General features: G+C 56.7%; 13 protein-coding genes and 2 pseudogenes. 8 read left to right on the top strand and 7 right to left on the bottom strand.

Annotated elements, in window-relative coordinates:
• Positions 1-5: 5 nt before the first annotated feature.
• Complete coding sequence (locus tag HLB35_RS10895) at positions 6-1946, bottom strand: DNA topoisomerase 3 (RefSeq protein ID WP_171702597.1); 1941 nt, start codon at positions 1944-1946, stop codon at positions 6-8.
• Between the two features lie 216 nt (positions 1947-2162).
• Between HLB35_RS10895 and HLB35_RS10890 the strand changes: the two genes are divergently transcribed.
• Complete coding sequence (locus HLB35_RS10890; protein ID WP_171702596.1) at positions 2163-3410, top strand: ABC1 kinase family protein; 1248 nt, start codon at positions 2163-2165, stop codon at positions 3408-3410.
• Positions 3411-3424: 14 nt separating this feature from the next.
• Here the strand turns inward: HLB35_RS10890 and HLB35_RS10885 are convergent, their stop codons facing one another.
• Positions 3425-4015, bottom strand: a complete 591-nt coding sequence (locus HLB35_RS10885) for a GNAT family N-acetyltransferase (RefSeq protein ID WP_171702595.1) — start codon at positions 4013-4015, stop codon at positions 3425-3427.
• A 161-nt stretch (positions 4016-4176) separates the two neighbouring features.
• Here HLB35_RS10885 and HLB35_RS10880 point away from each other — a divergent pair, with 161 nt between their 5' ends.
• Positions 4177-5988 carry an SEC-C domain-containing protein gene (locus tag HLB35_RS10880; RefSeq protein ID WP_171702594.1) on the top strand — a complete coding sequence of 604 codons (1812 nt, stop codon included), beginning with the start codon at positions 4177-4179 and terminating at the stop codon, positions 5986-5988.
• Here HLB35_RS10880 and HLB35_RS10875 read toward each other — a convergent pair.
• The gene (locus tag HLB35_RS10875) at positions 5985-7352 is read right to left on the bottom strand and encodes an AmpG family muropeptide MFS transporter (protein ID WP_171702593.1); all 1368 of its coding nucleotides are present in this window, start codon (positions 7350-7352) and stop codon (positions 5985-5987) included. The genes HLB35_RS10880 and HLB35_RS10875 overlap by 4 nt on opposite strands.
• Positions 7353-7444: 92 nt before the next feature.
• Here HLB35_RS10875 and HLB35_RS10870 point away from each other — a divergent pair, with 92 nt between their 5' ends.
• The 4 genes from HLB35_RS10870 (at position 7445) to HLB35_RS10855 (ending at position 8947) form a co-directional block, all read left to right on the top strand.
• A complete protein-coding gene (locus HLB35_RS10870) occupies positions 7445-7963 on the top strand; it encodes an FKBP-type peptidyl-prolyl cis-trans isomerase (protein WP_171702592.1) in 519 nt (172 codons plus the stop codon).
• Between the two features lie 128 nt (positions 7964-8091).
• A complete protein-coding gene (gene ccoM, locus HLB35_RS10865; protein WP_171702591.1) occupies positions 8092-8253 on the top strand; it encodes a cytochrome c oxidase subunit CcoM in 162 nt (53 codons plus the stop codon).
• A 257-nt stretch (positions 8254-8510) separates the two neighbouring features.
• Entirely contained in the window at positions 8511-8747 is a 237-nt protein-coding gene (locus HLB35_RS10860; protein WP_171702590.1) for a hypothetical protein, read from the top strand.
• Between the two features lie 35 nt (positions 8748-8782).
• Positions 8783-8947: a diguanylate cyclase domain-containing protein gene (locus tag HLB35_RS10855; protein ID WP_235937139.1), complete on the top strand. Its 165-nt coding sequence runs from the start codon at positions 8783-8785 to the stop codon at positions 8945-8947.
• A 28-nt stretch (positions 8948-8975) separates the two neighbouring features.
• Here HLB35_RS10855 and HLB35_RS10850 read toward each other — a convergent pair whose 3' ends face one another.
• A complete protein-coding gene (locus tag HLB35_RS10850; protein ID WP_171702778.1) occupies positions 8976-9521 on the bottom strand; it encodes a transglycosylase SLT domain-containing protein in 546 nt (181 codons plus the stop codon).
• Between the two features lie 103 nt (positions 9522-9624).
• Positions 9625-11348 (bottom strand): annotated as a pseudogene (locus HLB35_RS10845) (proline--tRNA ligase).
• A gap of 300 nt (positions 11349-11648) precedes the next feature.
• On the opposite strand from HLB35_RS10845, the gene HLB35_RS10840 reads away from it, so the two are divergent.
• Complete coding sequence (locus tag HLB35_RS10840) at positions 11649-12128, top strand: hypothetical protein (protein ID WP_216601496.1); 480 nt, start codon at positions 11649-11651, stop codon at positions 12126-12128.
• 18 nt (positions 12129-12146) lie between these two features.
• Here the strand turns inward: HLB35_RS10840 and HLB35_RS10835 are convergent.
• Positions 12147-12934, bottom strand: a pseudogene (locus tag HLB35_RS10835) (glycerophosphodiester phosphodiesterase family protein).
• Positions 12935-13107: 173 nt separating this feature from the next.
• On the opposite strand from HLB35_RS10835, the gene HLB35_RS10830 reads away from it, so the two are divergent.
• The gene (locus tag HLB35_RS10830) at positions 13108-14085 is read left to right on the top strand and encodes an NADPH:quinone reductase (protein WP_171702589.1); all 978 of its coding nucleotides are present in this window, start codon (positions 13108-13110) and stop codon (positions 14083-14085) included.
• Positions 14086-14148: 63 nt separating this feature from the next.
• Here HLB35_RS10830 and HLB35_RS10825 read toward each other — a convergent pair whose 3' ends face one another.
• Complete coding sequence (locus HLB35_RS10825) at positions 14149-16350, bottom strand: TRAP transporter large permease subunit (RefSeq protein ID WP_171702588.1); 2202 nt, start codon at positions 16348-16350, stop codon at positions 14149-14151.
• Between the last annotated feature and the right edge of the window lie 3 nt (positions 16351-16353).

Below are 16353 nucleotides of genomic sequence, written 5' to 3'. Positions count from 1 at the left end.
AAGGGTTATTTCTTGCGCTTTGCCCCTGTGGAGGGTGTTCTTTTCCTATTCCCTGTGGGTTTGCGTTTTGTATCGCCCTTGTTTGATTTAGCGCCACGCCTGGCAGATGCTGCGGCTTCACCCTGGGCGGTTTGCAGGCTGTGGCGTAGTTTACCGGCATCGCTTTGGCGCAGTAGTGCATAAAGATCTTCAACCAGGGCATGCTGGAAGGCATTTGCGTCATCCTGGCGTTCGGCAATGGCGCTTAAACGCTGCTCCCACAGGGCGGTGCGCTCCGGGATGCTGACCGCCTCGGGCAGGGCGGCAATCAGGGCGCTGCCCAGGCGGGTGGCGCGTAATGCTTTCTGTTTGCGGACGATATAACCGCGTTGCACCAGAGTTTCAAGAATGCCGGCGCGGGTGGCTTCAGTGCCCAGGCCATCGGTGTCGCGCAGGGTGCGGCGTACTTCCGGGTCGTCCACATAGCGACTGATATTCATCATCGCCTTGATGATGCTGGCGTCGGTAAAGTGCTCTGGTGGGCGGGTCTCGCGTTCCTCCACACCGGCCGATAGCGCCTGGCAGGTTTCTCCTTGCGTGAGTGGCGGCAGCGGTGGGGACTCTTCCCGGGTGGTGAACAGGGGCTTCCAGCCGGGGTCGAGCACCTGCTGGCCACGAGCGCGGAAACACTCTTCCAGCAGGGTGAACTCGGCTTTTACCTCAAAGGTGCGCAGCGGTGGGTAGAACTGGGCCAGCACATTACGGCTGATCAGCTGGAACAACTTGGCATCAATATCGCTGACGGCGCTGGCATCAAAGGCCTTGCCGGTCGGCGCCAGGGCATGGTGAGCGCCAACCTGTTTATCGTTCCAGGTCTCGGAGCGACGGCTGAAGTCGGCGCCTGATAGCCAGCCATTCAGAGTGGTGTCGTTCTGGCAGGCGCTGCTGAGCACCTTGCGCATTCCGGCAAAGTGTTCTTCCGGCAGGTAGCGGCAGTCTGAGCGCGGGTAGGTAATCAGCTTATGCTGCTCATACAGACGCTGGCAGCCATCCAGCACTGCCTGGGCGGAAAGCCCGAAACGCCGCGCTGCATCCACCTGCAGGGCAGAAAGTGAGTAGGGCAGCGGGGCATTCTGGCGTTTTTCCTGCTGTTCCAGCTGGGTAAGCTGGCCTTGGGCACCGGGCAAACGGGTGACCAGGGCATCCGCCGGGGTGCGGTCAATCAGGCGGCCCTGTTCATCCAGTGGCTGATTGGGCTTGGGTGCCCACCAGGCGCGCAGCTGGCCGTGTTGCACCTGTAGATCAACCCATAGTGGGTAGAAGGGGTAAGGCACAAAGTCGCGGATCGTGTTATCACGACGCACAATCAGCCCCAGTACCGGCGTTTGTACGCGTCCCACAGAGAGCACGCCATCGTGACCGGCCTGGCGCCCGGTCAGCGTCCAGGCGCGGGTCAGGTTGATGCCATACAGCCAATCTGCCCGGGCACGCGCTTCAGCCGCGCGATATAGCGGCTGAAAGGTCTGGTTATCCTCCAGCCTGCCCAGCGCTCGCACCACGGCAGGGCGGTTGAGATCACTGACCAGCAGCCGCTGCACCGGGCCACGGTAATTCATGTGCTCAATCACTTCCTGCACCAGTAGCTGGCCTTCGCGGTCCGGGTCGCCAGCATGCACCACCAGGCTTGCCTGCTTGAGCAGTTTGCGAATCACACTGAGCTGACCGCGCGCCTTTGGCCTGGGCGCCAGCTGCCAGCGGCTGGGCACAATCGGCAGGCGGTCTAATCGCCACTGCTTGTCGGCTGGGTCGTAGGCTTCCGGCGGTGCTTGTTCCAGCAGGTGCCCCAGGCACCAGGTGACGGTGGTATCCCCGCACTGGATCAGACCCTCCTGGCGCTGCATGCGGCCGGGGAGCGCCTCGGCAATGGCACGGGCCAGGCTGGGTTTTTCGGCAATAATCACACGCATGGTAGCGCCTTGTGTTTAGTCTCAGAGTTAAGCATTGTCGTGACCTCTGCTGGCACTGGAACAGCGTGATCTTTTTTCACCAAATCACGGCCTATTGGCTGATTTTCGCCGAAATACGGGTGTTTTTGTAAATATCTTGTATAGATATTTTGTACAGGGTAGCGCTGTTCTGTAAACTTATCACATCTTGGCAATTAACCAGTAGAGGCGAGCGCTATGCGTGAGCGCGGAAGAACGCGGCGATTGATGGGGCTGGGTGCCCGTACCGGCGGGGCCTTGCTGAAAACCCGTATGGGTGGGCAGGCGGATTGGCGGGCCTTGGGAGAAGCTCTGTTTGAAGGGCTTTCCGAGCTGAAAGGCCCGGCCATGAAGCTGGCGCAGATCATGTCCCAGTGGGATGACCTGCTGCCGCAGGATCTGGCCGATGAACTGGCGCGTCTGCAGCGCCAGGCCGAGCCAATGCCCTGGCCGCGCATCCGCGAAGCGCTGGTGCTGCAGTATGGTGATATTGATGCGCACTTCAAGCAGATAGAGGAGCGGCCTTTCGCCAGTGCTTCCATGGGGCAGGTGCACCGCGCGGTAACCCAAGACGATGATACCGTGGTGCTCAAGATTCAGTACCCGGGACTGGCGGAGGTGTTGGAAAGCGATCTCAAGCAGGTCAAACGCCTGATGCGCCTGGGGCGCTGGTTCAAGGTGCCTCAGGCGCGCCTGGATGCCCTGTTTGAAGAGCTGGCGGCAGGGCTTCGAGAAGAGCTGGATTACTTGGCTGAGGCCAAGGCGCTGGCCCGCTATCGCGAACGCTATCAGCATGAGCCGCGTTTGGTGATTCCAGAACCCCTGTTTGAGCTTTCCGGCCAGCATGTATTGGCCATGCGCTTTGTTGACGGCACGCCGCTGCGTGAGCTGGAAAGTGTTGATGACGAGCGCCGCCAGAAAGTGGCCGAGGTACTGGCTGACTGGATTACCGAAGAGCTGTTTACCTATGGCGAGCTGCACGCTGACCCCCATGCGGGCAACTTCGCGGCTGATGAAGATGGGCGCCTGGTGATTTACGATTTTGGTGCCGTCATACCGGTGCCAGAAGCACGCCTGAAGGCCATGATGCAACTGCTGGATGCCACCCTGAAACATGACCCCATGGCCATGGATGAGGCGCTGCTCAAGATGGGCGGGCGTCAAGGGCAGGGCGCGCCGCTTTCTCTGTATCGTGAATCTGCCGAGTGCGTGTCGCCGCTGTTTGCGCCGGGTGAACAGGACTTCAGTGATGTGCGTGTTCACCGCCGCCTGCGGGAGCTGACCCCCAAGGTCTGGGCAGCGATGGATCGCCTGCAGCCTCCCGCTGATACGCTGTTGCTGTCGCGGGCGCTGAACGGCCACTACTGGAATCTGGTTCGCCTGCAGGCCCGTCTGGATATGTATGGGCGCACCGCACCGCTGTTGGAGTGGGCCAGAAAGCCCTGACCAGCCGAGCTGAATCAGAGTGTTTTTAACCAGAACACCATGGGTTTGGCGGTTTCAGCTGATGCGTTGATGTCCTGCCAGCTAAAGGTCGTGGCCAGTTCAGGGTGACGCTGGTAGCCCTGCGCCTGCCAGAAACCATGCAGTGGCTGATAGCCAGCCGGTTTGAGCGGGTGACCGGCTGGTCGTTCGACCGCGCAAAAAGCGGCAATGCTGAATCCTTGCTGGCGCGCATGCTGTTCACGCTCTGCCATAAAGCGTTTACCGATGCCTAGCCCTCGGTAGTTACGCCGCAGGACAGATTCGCCGTAGTAGAACACCTGGTGGACAGGAATTCCCTGATGATCGAAGGGGCGGCGAAACTCATCCACTTCGTCCTGCAAGGGCTGGCCAGTTGCCGCGCCGATCAGTTGGTTTTCCTTAAAGGCAAGCACAAAGAAGCTCTGTGAGTTGGCAGCGTAGCGGCCCAGATAGTCGGCTTCATAGCCCAGGTCGCCCGCGTAGAGGTAAGGGTAATCCCGAAAGACGTCGATGCGCAGTTGGGCGAGGGCATCTATATAGGCGTCTATATGCTTTCCCCGGCAGGTAGTGACGGTCACGTCCTTCATCAATATGGCTCCCATAGTGACTGATGTCTCGTATTGTAAGAGCAGACAGGCGGATGATGAGGCTAACTCTAGCAAGGCCGCTATTAGCGGCCAATCCTGTCTGCGACAGTCTCCATGGTCATGCTAGACTAGGGCGCTTTTATCACTGAGTGGAGACGCCAATGCTGGCGGTATGGGTTGAGCAATTGCTGGGGTTTGCCTCTGGGGCACTCTCGGCTATCAGGCAGAATGAGCATTATCCCGATTTCATGACCTGGGTACGCGCCCACGGCGGCGATTATTTTGGCGGTGATGCCACCCAGGCTCAGGCGTTGGCACCTATCGTGTGGTCGCAGACGCCGCTGGAACGCCTGGATTTTTCTTCCCAACCTTTGGCAACGCCGGGGCGTAATGAGCCGTGCTGGTGTGATTCTGGTCGCAAGTTCAAGCACTGCTGCTCTCAGGTTGAGTTCCCCACTGATATTCCGCCGCAGATGATGTGGATGTTGTCCTTGCGTGAATGGAAAGGCGCTACCCTTAAAGCGGCGCTGGCCAGCGGTAAGGCCCCGGCACAGTCACTGCTTGAGGCCGGCTTGATTGCCGCCGAAAGTGGCCAGAGTGGGCGCGCCATGCAGATTCTGGAATCCCTGTTTGATGGCAGCGACTGGGCCCGTCTGCCTGAACAGACCGAGCCGGCCTTTGAAATCCTGTTGGATCTCTACCAGGAGCGCGGCTTTAACCGCAAACGCGCTGACCTGCTGGATGAGGTGCTGGAGCGCGGCCCCATGTTCCTGCGCGGTGTTGCCCTCGAGCGTTTGTGCCTGACATACCTGGATGGCGATGACCTGGACAGCGCCCGCGCGGCCTTTGTGCGCGCCCAGCAGGCGCTGCCGGATTCACCGACGCTGGCGTATATAGAGGCCATGCTACTGCTGCATGAAGGCCATGAAGAGGAAGCCAAGGCTCGCGCAGATTTCTGGTATCGGCGTCTGGTACGCAAGGGAGAGCTGGACGAAGATCAGCTGGATTTTCTGGCCGCGCTGGCGGAAAACCCGGGGGCGACCTTGGCGGATCAGCTGCTCAGTGCCGAAGACGATCTGGCGACGCCGCTGGTAGCCCTGCAATCGCTGCTGGCGGCGTTGACGACCGCACCCAAGCTGGATATTCGTGCGCGTGGAGAGCGTCTTGATTATCACGTCAGTGCCCGTGAGGCGACCCTGTTTGCAGCCTGGCACGCTGAGTTCCAGGTCATGGTTGATACCGATATTGCTCTGGGCTTTGTTGACGACCCTTGGGATAACGCCGTGGGTTGGATGTCAACGCTATGTGCTCATCCGGAGTGGCTGGATTCACCCCAGGTGGTGCAGGATCTGGCCCTTGCCCTGACCAGCCGCTTTGGCAGCTTGCCGTGGATGGCGCCCAGCCTGTTGGAGCCGCTGGCGCTGCGTCTCGATCGCTGGCTGGATCAGGCGCGCGCCGCCGGTGATGGCAACCTGTGCTGGGACGATGCGGATAACGCTATCTTGCTGCGCACCGGCCTGGCGCTGGTGGTCGGGATGGAGCGTGGTGCACGCCAGCACTCGCGTCAACTGGCAGAAAAGATGCTGCTGGTGAACCGCGAAGACAGCCTTGGGTTGCTGGAATTGGTGCTCGACCAGCTGCTGCGCGATGACCGCAATGCCGATGCCCTGAAGCTGTTGGAAGAGCACCGTGACGACGGCTCAATGGCGCTGAATATTCTGTTTGGACGCGCTCTGGCCCACTTCCGCCTGGAACATTACCAAGAGGCGGCCAGCATATTGGAAGACATCCAACGCTATAATCGCCACGCCATTGAGCTGTTGGGGGCCGATAACCCGCGCCCGATGAAACCTAGCTGGGATGGTAATATTGACCCCGGTACCCGTGGCGAAGCCTGGCAATATCGCACCCTGATGCGTGACCAATGGCGCGCCACACCCGGTGCGCTGGCGTGGCTGTCATCATATCGTTAAGTGCTTACAACCTTAGGGGCTGGAACCAGCTGCTTGTCACGGCTGACCCAGATAGCCAAGGCAACGGCGGGTAACCCAAGCAGTGCTGCCGCCACAAAAAAGCTGGCATAGCCCTGTGAGGTCACCATGATGCCGCCAAAGCCACTGATGAACTTGCCCGGCAGCGTCATCAGTGATGAAAACAGCGCGTACTGCGTCGCGGTGTAGGCTCTTGATGTCAGGCTCGATAAAAACGCGATAAAGACCGCGCTGGCCAAACCGTTGGCCAGGTTATCGCCGACAATCGCCACAACCAACATGGGTAACTGGTTGCCTATCATTGCCAGTAGGGCAAACAGCAGGTTGGTCAGCATGACCATAACAGCCCCCAGAATCAGCAGCGGCCCAATACCGTAGCGGGCTACCAGAAGACCGCCCAGAATGCCGCCGGTAACACTCATGGCAATGCCAAAAATATTGGTGACGTTGGCGATGGTGGCCAGGGAAAAGCCTAGATCGATATACAGAGGATTGGCCATGGAGGCCATGGCCAGATCGCTGATCCGGAAGACGCCGATAAACACCAGCACCCAAAGCGCCCTCATACCATAGCGGCGGAAGAAATCGCTGAACGGGCAGATGATCGCACCAATGCTCCAGGCGCCCAGGCGCCGTAGCCAGCGGGGCTTGCCACGGCTGGCGCGCAAAAAGGCACGGACTTTGGGTTCGTGGGCAAGTTGAATGGTCAATGAATTGCGCGCTGGCTCAGGGCGCAGCAGCACCGTAATAACCCCTACACCGACTAACGCCGCCATGCACAGATAGGCGATATTCCATGAGGTGGCGGCGGCCACAAACAGTGCTCCGGCGCCTGCGGCCATCAAGCCGCTCCGGTAACCAATAATGTAGGTAGACGCCATGGCCGCCTGGATATCGTCATCGGCAGATTCGATCCGAAACGCATCAATGGCAATATCCTGGGTGGCGGAACCAAAGGCGACCAGCAACGCAAAGACCGCGACCCAAGCCAGATTTCCCTGGGGTTCCAGGCTGGCAAGGCCCACCAGCCCGGCAACCATCATGGCCTGGGCCAACAGCATCCAGCTGCGCCGCTGGCCAAAGGTGCGAGTGAGTAGCGGCAGGGCTAAGCGGTCGACAATCGGCGCCCAGAAAAACTTGATCGAATAGAGCATGCCTACCCAGGCAAAAAAACCAATCGCCGCGACTTCAACGCCATCGCTGCGTAGCCAGGCAGAAAGGGTGGAAAATACCAGCAGAAAGGGCAGACCGGCAGAAAACCCCAGAAACAGCATGGTAATAACCGGCGCATGCCAGTACACAGCAAAGGCGTCCCGCCAGCTGCGTTGCGGCGTAGGGGTGGGCATAGGGTGTAGCTCCAGAAAGACGACAACCAAGGGCGGGTGATACACTACGCCCGATGTTTTGAAGCCAATAGCTTACCGGAGAGGAGTTTTCCATGTCGATTGCCGCGCATCAGGTTGTCACCCTGCATTACGTGCTCAGTGATGTTCAGCATGACGGAGAAAAGCAGGTGCTGGATGATTCCGAGGCTCGTCAGCAGCCGCTGGAATATTTGCATGGCCACAATAATATCGTGCCTGGCCTGGAGCAGGCGCTGGAAGGGCAGACAGCCGGTAGCGAGTTGAGCGTTACCTTGATGCCAGCAGATGCCTATGGCATTCGCAATGAAGCCCTGGTGCAGGAGGTTAGCCGCAACTCCTTTGGCAACGCGGAGCTTGAAATTGGTAGCCGTTTTCAGACCGAAGGCGAAGCCGGGCCGCAGATTGTCACTGTGGTAGCCCTTGAGGGTGATCAGGTAACGGTGGATACCAACCACCCGCTGGCGGGCAGAACGTTGCGCTACAAGGTCAAAATTCTTGATGTGCGTGAGGCAACCCGCGCTGAGCTGGCCAAGGGGCATCCGTTGCCACCGGGAACCGATCACAGCAAGGTGGAAGACCGCAAAGTGCTTTGAAAAACTGATATACGTCAAAAATAGTGCCGCTAAGCGTGGTTCTACGGCGTAAAATTGATCCATGTCAGTTTATGTTGTGCCATTCGCGGCTAAGGTTGTTTCATTACTTCACGGCGGGGAGAGTCGTTATGTACTGGGACGATACTATTATTTTTGGTTTGGTTACCGTGGCGCTGATGATTGTGTTCATGATTGGCTGGGTTGCCTTCATTGTTCGCGATCATCGTCGTAAGAAGAACAGCCATACAAAGGTTTCTGCTCATTCACAGCCTCATGGCATCAGCCATTAGTGAACGCTTTAAAAGTTAAAAGTTAAAAGTGATCAAAGTGGTTATAGCTCACAGCTGTCTTGATTAGCACCAGTTGTCAGGGGAGGGGTGTACTTCTGGTAAGCCCCCAGTCGCCGGCCCATTTGGGTCGGCTTTTTTTTTTTCAGTTTTCAACCCAATGAATGTAAACTTTAATGAATTGATTCGCGATACTTAACTGGATGCATGCGATGTGGACCAGTCGGCCAGAAAACAGGCAGCATGTATTGAGGGTATTATTGGCAATCAGCAGTCTGGTGGTGGCCTGTAACGTAGCTGCCCAATCCTCAGTAACACTGCTTGATAACGATAAAGTTCTAGATATCCCTATCGATACCATTGGTTCGGTTCTGCTGCGTCAGCATTTTGTACTTTATGACCCTTACCAAGGGCATCAAGTTGACATGCAGGGTGTTGTGTTTCGCGACTTTCTGGCGCTGCATTTGACGAAGTTCCACCTGCCCTGCGTTTTGTAGGTAACCGCAGTGCGCTGAATGAGGATTTAGCGGCCTTGCCGCATCCCTCCCATCCTCAGCATAAAGCGGTGACGCTGAGTATCGGCGCTACCCGTTTTTGCGCGGGCCAAAGCGCTTATTCACAGATTTATCAGAACGCCGATCATGCCCTCTACGACGTGAAAGCCGCAGGGCGAGATAGTTGGCGCGTCGTTGGCTAAAGCAATGAGTCGTTGATGAGAGCAAGGATTAGCGCCAGTTTCGTTGCCAGGCGCGCATCACGCGTTCAGGGTACCAGGTCTTGCCGAGGCTACCGTTATAGCGCGCCAGGGCGCGGGTGAAGTCGCCGTTTTCGACCGCCAGATAATGGGCCAGAATCGTGCAGCCGTAGCGCAGGTTTCTGGCGGGATCCTTGAGATTGTCGGCGGCAAGGCCAAGCTCCTCAATCCAGAATGGCATGATCTGCATCAGCCCAACTGCGCCGGCTGATGATACGGCATCTGCCTTGAAAGCACTCTCGACTTCAATCAGTGCCAATACCAGCGAAGGAGGAAGTCCCGCCAGGGAGGCTTCCTGATAGACACGTTGCAGAATCAAGGCGTGTAGATCCGCTGATGAGACGAAGCGGGCAAGCCGGGGTGACATCTTTCTTTGCCAGCGCTGTTGCTGTGAATTGGCTGGTGAGGTTGCCTGAGACGCTGCTTCAAAGGTAGGCACCAGGGCCTGCTCGGCGCTGGCCAGTGCAACAGGGCTGAAAAGCCAACCGATTGCCAGCCAGGCCGCTAGCCGAGGCATCTTCAGGGCTAACCCAATATCCATCCTGAGGGCTACCCTGATAAGGGCTACCGAGAGCGCCGCCGTCTGCCAGAGGCGGCGGCGCGACGGGGTAGCGCGATAATTAACTGAGCCCGGCCTTATCACGCAGAAAATCAACCACGCTGTCGGCTGCAATCATGGTGACATCGCTGTCGCGGCGGCCCTTGTATTCCAGCTCACCCTTGTCCAGGCCGCGGTCACCAATCACCAGGCGATGAGGAACGCCCATCAGCTCCAGATCAGCAAATTTGACGCCTGGGCGGGTGTCGCGGTCATCCAGCAGAACATCCAGCCCGGCGGCGCTGAGCGTCTGATAGAGGCGTTCGGACTCTTCCCGTACCCGCTGGGATTTGTGGGCGTTCATGGGCACCAGCGCCACCTGGAAAGGGGCAATGGCATTGGGCCAGATAATCCCAGAGGTATCGTGGTTCTGCTCAATGGCCGCAGCGACCACCCGGGTGATGCCGATACCGTAGCAGCCCATCCAGGGGTGGCTGGTCTTGCCGTTATCGCCCAGCACGTTGGCATTCATGGCCTTAGAGTACTTCTGGCCCAGTTGGAAGACATGGCCCACTTCAATGCCGCGCTTGATCGCCAGGGTGCCCTGGCCATCCGGTGAGGGGTCACCTTCCACCACGTTGCGCAGGTCGGCAACTTCCGGCAGAGGCGCATCACGCTCCCAGTTAATTCCGAAGTAGTGCTTGCCATCCGTATTGGCACCGGCGCCGAAATCGCTCATCAGAGCCACACTGCGGTCGATAATAATCGGCATTTCGAGCCCGACCGGGCCCAGTGAGCCAGGGCCTGCACCGACAACGGCACGAATTTCTTCTTCATTGGCCATGGTCAGCGGGGTAGCTACCCGGGGTGATTCTCCGCTTTGACTTCATTCAGTTCATGGTCGCCGCGCACCAGCAAGGCAATCAGGCCGCCTTCCGCTGCGTGAACCATCAGGGTCTTGATGGTTTTTTCGATAGGCAGGTTGTGCTGTTCGACCAGGGTGGCAATGGTTTTGGCATTAGGGGTGTCAACCAGGGTCATTTCCTGGCTTGGGGCCGAGCGCTCCTGTGGGCTGTTGAGGGGCGCAGGCAGGGCTTCGGCTTTTTCCATATTGGCGGCATAGTCAGAGCCGGTGGAGAAGACAATGTCATCCTCGCCGGAATCTGCCAGTACGTGGAATTCATGGGAGCCAGTGCCGCCAATCGAGCCGTTATCTGCAATCACCGGGCGGAAATCCAGCCCCAGGCGCGTGAAGATACGCGTGTAGGCGTCGTACATGGTCTGGTAGGTGTCCTGCAGCGACGCTTCATCCAGGTGGAAGGAGTAGGCATCCTTCATGATGAATTCCCGCGAGCGCATCACCCCAAAGCGCGGACGGATTTCATCACGGAATTTGGTCTGGATCTGATAAAAGTTGATCGGCAACTGCTTGTAGCTGGCAATCTCCCTGCGTACCAGGTCGGTGATGACCTCTTCATGGGTCGGGCCCACGCAATAGTCGCGTTCGTGGCGATCCTTGAGGCGCAAAAGTTCTGGGCCGTACTGCTCCCAGCGGCCCGATTCCTGCCATAGCTCTGCTGGTTGAACCGCTGGCATTAGCACTTCCTGTGCGCCTGCACGGTTCATTTCTTCACGCACGATGGTTTCTACCTTGCGCAGGGTGCGCAGGCCCAGCGGCAGCCAGGTGTAAAGCCCGGATGTCAGGCGGCGAATCATCCCGGCCCGCAGCATCAGCTGGTGGCTGATAACTTCGGCATCGGCGGGCGTTTCTTTAAGCGTGGCAATCAGTAGTTGGCTGGCGCGCATGAGGTGGGTGTTCCCTTGATATTGAGTCAGTTAGATGTAGAGCAACCGAATAACAGTCGCTGGTATTGTTGCCTTACAGTCAGAAAATATTGTTAGTCAAACCGCAGATTATTTCTTGATGCCGGTATTGTACGGTGAAGCGTAGACAGCGGCAAAACGTCAGCGGCTGATAAGTTTGGGTGGCTTGGGTTTTGGTTGTTCTTCATGCTGCCCTGCATGGTAATATCCATGACTACTTTTCTTATGGATGGCATCTGTGATTCTGATGTCAAATTTTGCGTCTTTTGAGGTTAGCCGATAATGAAAAATTCAGCCGTTAGTAACCATCCTGGTGGGCGTTGTATACACGGTGAGCGATTAAATCGTTGGTTGAAAGGCACCGTGGTTGCTATCTGTGTGGTCGCGCTGACCGGCTGTGGCACTATTTTTTACCCTGAGCGCAAAGGCCAGATAAGCGGCGAAATTGATATCAAAGTGGCCGCTGCCAATGGTGTTGGCCTGCTTTTCTTCCTGGTGCCCGGTGTGATCGCTTACGCGGTGGACTTTTCCAATGGCACTATTTATTTGCCAGGTACTCATTCGTCCAGTCTGGACGTTCAGCGCCTTGAAGATGCCACCGATACCCAGGCGCTGGAAAACCTGTTGTCTCAGAAAGCAGGCCAGCCAGTGTCGCTCAACAGTGAGCTTTTGAGGGTTGAAGAAGTGGAAAGCCTCGATGAAGCACTAGCCATGGTGCGTATGTCAGGCGTACAGGATGGCCAGAAGCTGGGTGCTTTCTAGTCAGCTCTTTCCGGACAGTCAGTCTGCGTGATTATCCAGATAGCGCTGAAACGCCTCAGGTTGATCAGTAATGGCGCTATCAACTCCCCAGTGCCAGTAAGGTTCAAAAGCGCTGGGGTCATTGACGGTATAACAGAGTAATGCATAGCCCGCCTGTTTGATGGCCTCAGCCTGAGCGCGCTTCAGGCGGGTCCATGAAGGATGAAGGCTAAAAGCTTCCAGGTGTTGGCATTGAGCCTGCCAGTCAGCAGGAAGAACATCGCAGAGAATGCCTAATGCAAGTGCCTGGGCATCAGCCTGTTCCCGGCAGATTTGCAGCGCTTGCTGATTGAACGATGAAATAATCAGTCGTTCGGGAGGCAGTTCAGCCAACATAAGTGGCAGGCAGGTTTCTACCAGTAGGCGTGGGTCATGCCCCTTGTTGACCTTCAACTCCATATTGACACCCATTTCCAACGCGTTCAGCAGGTCAAGCATGGCCGACAGGCTGGCCATACGTTCACCTGCAAAGTCATCATTGAACCATCCCCCACGTCCAGTTTCTGGGCTTGCGTCCAATCCAGACTCTTCAGATCACCGCGTCCATCCGAGCAGCGGGAGATATCGCCATCGTGCCAGATCACGGCTGTTCCATCGCCTAATAACTGAACATCCAGTTCGACCCAGCGAGCACCCGCTGCATGGGCAGCGCGCACCGCTGACAGGGTATTTTCAGGCGCCGCCGCAGAATAGCCACGATGAGCAATCAGGCGGGGGAGCTGTATAGCAGGATGTTTTAGGTCAACGCTTGCGGAAATGGGTGTCATGACAGGCTCGATGATCCAGAAAATGATGGCTACTGAGACTAGCACAGCAAGATGACAGCCAGAAGATAGTGAGTCTTCAAAAAGCTTCATCCCTGCACAACGTTTTCTTTGTTAATTTCTGGTAAGTTATTAGCCGATAAACCACAAAAATCGTCATATAAAGAGAGGTATCAATGAGCCAGCGAATTGAGTTTGCTGAAACAGGTGGCGCCGAGGTGTTGCAGATGGTTGAGGCGGCACCCAAGGCGCCGGGGCCAGGTGAAGTGCGTGTCTGTAACAAGGCTGTGGGCCTTAATTTTATTGATATCTACTTTCGCACTGGCCTGTATCCGGCGCCTTCGATGCCTTCAGGGCTGGGCACGGAAGGTGCCGGTGTGGTTGAGGCTGTGGGTGAAGGCGTCACCCATCTTAAGGAAGGTGATCGCGTCGCCTATGCCCAGGGGCCTTTAGGCGCCTATGCCGAGCAGCATACGTTGCCAGCCGACAAGGTAGTGATCCTGCCGGATGACGTTGATTTTGAAACCGCGGCGGCGAGTATGCTCAAAGGTTTGACTGTGCAATATCTGCTGCGCCAGACCTATCCGTTAAAAGGTGGTGAGACCATCCTGTTTCATGCTGCTGCCGGTGGGGTGGGCTCGATTGCCTGCCAGTGGGCGCGTGCCTTGGGTGTCAAACTGATTGGTACGGTCAGTACAGCGGAAAAAGCAGCTCTGGCGGAGAAAAGCGGTGCCTGGGCAACTATCAACTACAGCACGGAAGATGTGGTTGAGCGCGTGCGTGAACTGACCGATGGGGCCATGTGTGATTTGGTCTATGACTCAATTGGCAAGGACACCTGGGAGACCTCGCTGGACTGCCTTAAATCACGTGGGTTGATGGTCAGTTTCGGCAATGCGTCCGGGCCGGTGGAAGGAGTCAATATTGGTATTCTGAATCAGAAAGGCGCTCTGTTTGTCACTCGCCCAAGCCTTAACGGCTATGCTGATACCCGTGAACGCCTGGAAATGATGTGTGAGGATTTCTTTGCCATGCTTAACAGTGGCCAGGTCAGTATCGATATTGCCCAGCGCTATCCGCTCAGCGAAGCTGGCAAGGCGCAGGAAGCCCTGCAGTCGCGCCAGACGACGGGTTCAACCATTCTGTTGCCCTGATAAAAGCGCTGCCCGCCACCGTTGAAGCGATGATGGCGGGCAGTGGTTTAACAGATGCTCTGGTTAGCCGTAGGCCAGGTTAGGCAGCCAGGTGACTAAGGCCGGGAACATGATTACCAGCAACAGCCCTAGCGCCTGCAGCGCCAAAAACGGCAGTGATGAACGGAATATCTGTGCCATGGTGATATGCGGTGGACAGACCCCTTTGATATAGAACAGGGCATAGCCAAACGGCGGGCTGAGGAAAGACATCTGCATGTTGACCAGATAGATAACCCCGAACCACAGCGATACATCCGCCGGGTCAACGCCGGGTAGGCCAAACACACCGCTAAAGGTCATGCCTTTGATCAAAGGCACAAAGATAGGCACCGCTAGCAGCAGGATACCCACCCAGTCAAGAAACATACCAAGCGCTACTAGCAGCACCATCATTAAGGCCAGTACGGCATAAGGGCCAAGACCTGCCCCGGCAATCAGGTCCTGAACAAAGGTCTGGCCACCCTGCAGGATGTAGAAGCCAACGAAGATGCTGGCGCCAAAGATGATCCACATCACCATGGCAGAGGCAACCAGCGTCGTCATACAGGCCGCATGCAGATTGGCCCAGGTCAGGCGTCTGTGCATGGCAGCGACGATCAGGGCGCCAAAGGTGCCGATACCTGCTGCTTCCACCGGGGTAGCGATACCCGTAAAGATAATGCCCAATACCAACACGACCAGCACGATAGGGGCGAGCATATTGCGCAACAGACGCAGCTTTTCTGTCATGTCCACGCGGTCTTCTACTGGCATGGGCGGTGCCATCTTGATATTCAATGTGCCGCGCATCCAGCAATAGAACCCGTACATGAACGCCAGCATCAGGCCAGGAATCAGCGAGCCAAGATAGAGTTCACCGACTGATTGCTGGGCGATAACGCCATAGATAATGGCCAGAATCGACGGTGGAATCAGAATACCCAGAGTGCCACCTGCCATGATCGAACCAATGGCAATTTCCGGATCATAGTTACGTTTGAGCATGGCGGGCAGGGCAATCAAGCCCATGGTCACCACGGCGGCACCAATAACACCTACCATGGCGGCCAACAGGGTTGAGGCAATGATGGTGGCAATGGCCAGGCCAGCCTTGAGCCCACCCATCCACTTATAAACAACGTCAAACAGCTCTTCAATGATGCCCGCCTTCTCAAGTACTGAGGCCATGAAAATGAACAGTGGAATCGCTGATAGCTGGTAATTGGTCATCATCGGGAAGATGCGTGACGGGATCAGGTTGAGCATATTCTGGTCGCCCACCAGATAAAGGAAGACCACGCCTAGGCCACCAGTAACAAAGGCCAGCGGTAAACCCGCTACCAATACCATCATCAGGGAGCCGAACATCACCAGGGTCAAGCCACCAATACCAACTTGCCCCAGGCTGTTTTCCAGGCTGAACGGCAGGCTGTCGTAGTCGGTCAACACAATGTTGGCGATTTCGAAAAGTGTCCAGCTGCCGACAACGATAGCCAGCCAAATGAGTGCCTTGGCAAACCCAGCCGGGTTATTGGGCGTTGCCTGGCGCTCATGGCGGTACGCCTGAATATCGCGTACTAACTGAGCGATGCCTTGGAGCAGAAGCAACAAGCCGCCGAAGAACATCATGAATTTGACCGGATAGAATTGAATAGCCCATTCCGTAAAGGAGGTTTCATTGGAGTAGCTGGAACCAAAGAAATAGGCATCACTGACAGACTGTGAAAAGAAAGTCCAACCAGTGGTTAGCAGGGCCAGGGTGAAAATAAAGAAAAACACCGATGTCATGATATCCAGTGCTGCTTTATTGACGGGTTTGGCGCGGGTATAAAGAATATCGACTCTTACATGGCCGCCTTCTCGCAAGGCATAGGCGCCTGCCAGCAGGTACTGCATACCGAACATCAGGGTCATTGATTCATGCACCCAGTTAGTCGGTGAGTTGAAGGCATAGCGGACAAGTACTTCATATGCAAATATGAAGGGAGCGATTAATGCCCAGTAGGCGACATAGCGGCCAGCAAAGCCAGAAACCCCATCAGCCAGCCGAGTGAACAGGTTGCCGGGAGGGTGGTAAGTTGCCGCAACTTCCTGACCAGCAGGTATCTCGGCGATATCACCTCCATCAACTTTGCCGCCAAGACGAAAGCTGCGGTTAACGAAGAACATCACCACCAACGGCAGCAAGCCGAGCACTGACCAGTATAGCCAGTGGGGTAAGACAAAATTTATCTCGAAATTCATCGG

Origin of the sequence: Vreelandella azerica, assembly GCF_013112225.1 — a bacterium.
GTDB classification, from domain to species: domain Bacteria; phylum Pseudomonadota; class Gammaproteobacteria; order Pseudomonadales; family Halomonadaceae; genus Vreelandella; species Vreelandella azerica.
Note: the sequence above shows the minus strand (reverse complement) of the source record. Positions and strands in the feature narration are given on the sequence as shown.

Bases quoted from the DNA above. Each gene is read 5' to 3' on its own strand.
- HLB35_RS10895 (WP_171702597.1), bottom strand. From the start codon at position 1,946: ATGCGTGTGATTATTGCCGAAAAACCCAGCCTGGCCCGTGCCATTGCC.
- HLB35_RS10890 (WP_171702596.1), top strand. From the start codon at position 2,163: ATGCGTGAGCGCGGAAGAACGCGGCGATTGATGGGGCTGGGTGCCCGT.
- HLB35_RS10885 (WP_171702595.1), bottom strand. From the start codon at position 4,015: ATGAAGGACGTGACCGTCACTACCTGCCGGGGAAAGCATATAGACGCC.
- HLB35_RS10880 (WP_171702594.1), top strand. From the start codon at position 4,177: ATGCTGGCGGTATGGGTTGAGCAATTGCTGGGGTTTGCCTCTGGGGCA.
- HLB35_RS10875 (WP_171702593.1), bottom strand. From the start codon at position 7,352: ATGCCCACCCCTACGCCGCAACGCAGCTGGCGGGACGCCTTTGCTGTG.
- HLB35_RS10870 (WP_171702592.1), top strand. From the start codon at position 7,445: ATGTCGATTGCCGCGCATCAGGTTGTCACCCTGCATTACGTGCTCAGT.
- ccoM (WP_171702591.1), top strand. From the start codon at position 8,092: ATGTACTGGGACGATACTATTATTTTTGGTTTGGTTACCGTGGCGCTG.
- HLB35_RS10850 (WP_171702778.1), bottom strand. From the start codon at position 9,521: ATGCCTCGGCTAGCGGCCTGGCTGGCAATCGGTTGGCTTTTCAGCCCT.
- HLB35_RS10840 (WP_216601496.1), top strand. From the start codon at position 11,649: ATGAAAAATTCAGCCGTTAGTAACCATCCTGGTGGGCGTTGTATACAC.
- HLB35_RS10830 (WP_171702589.1), top strand. From the start codon at position 13,108: ATGAGCCAGCGAATTGAGTTTGCTGAAACAGGTGGCGCCGAGGTGTTG.
- HLB35_RS10825 (WP_171702588.1), bottom strand. From the start codon at position 16,350: ATGAATTTCGAGATAAATTTTGTCTTACCCCACTGGCTATACTGGTCA.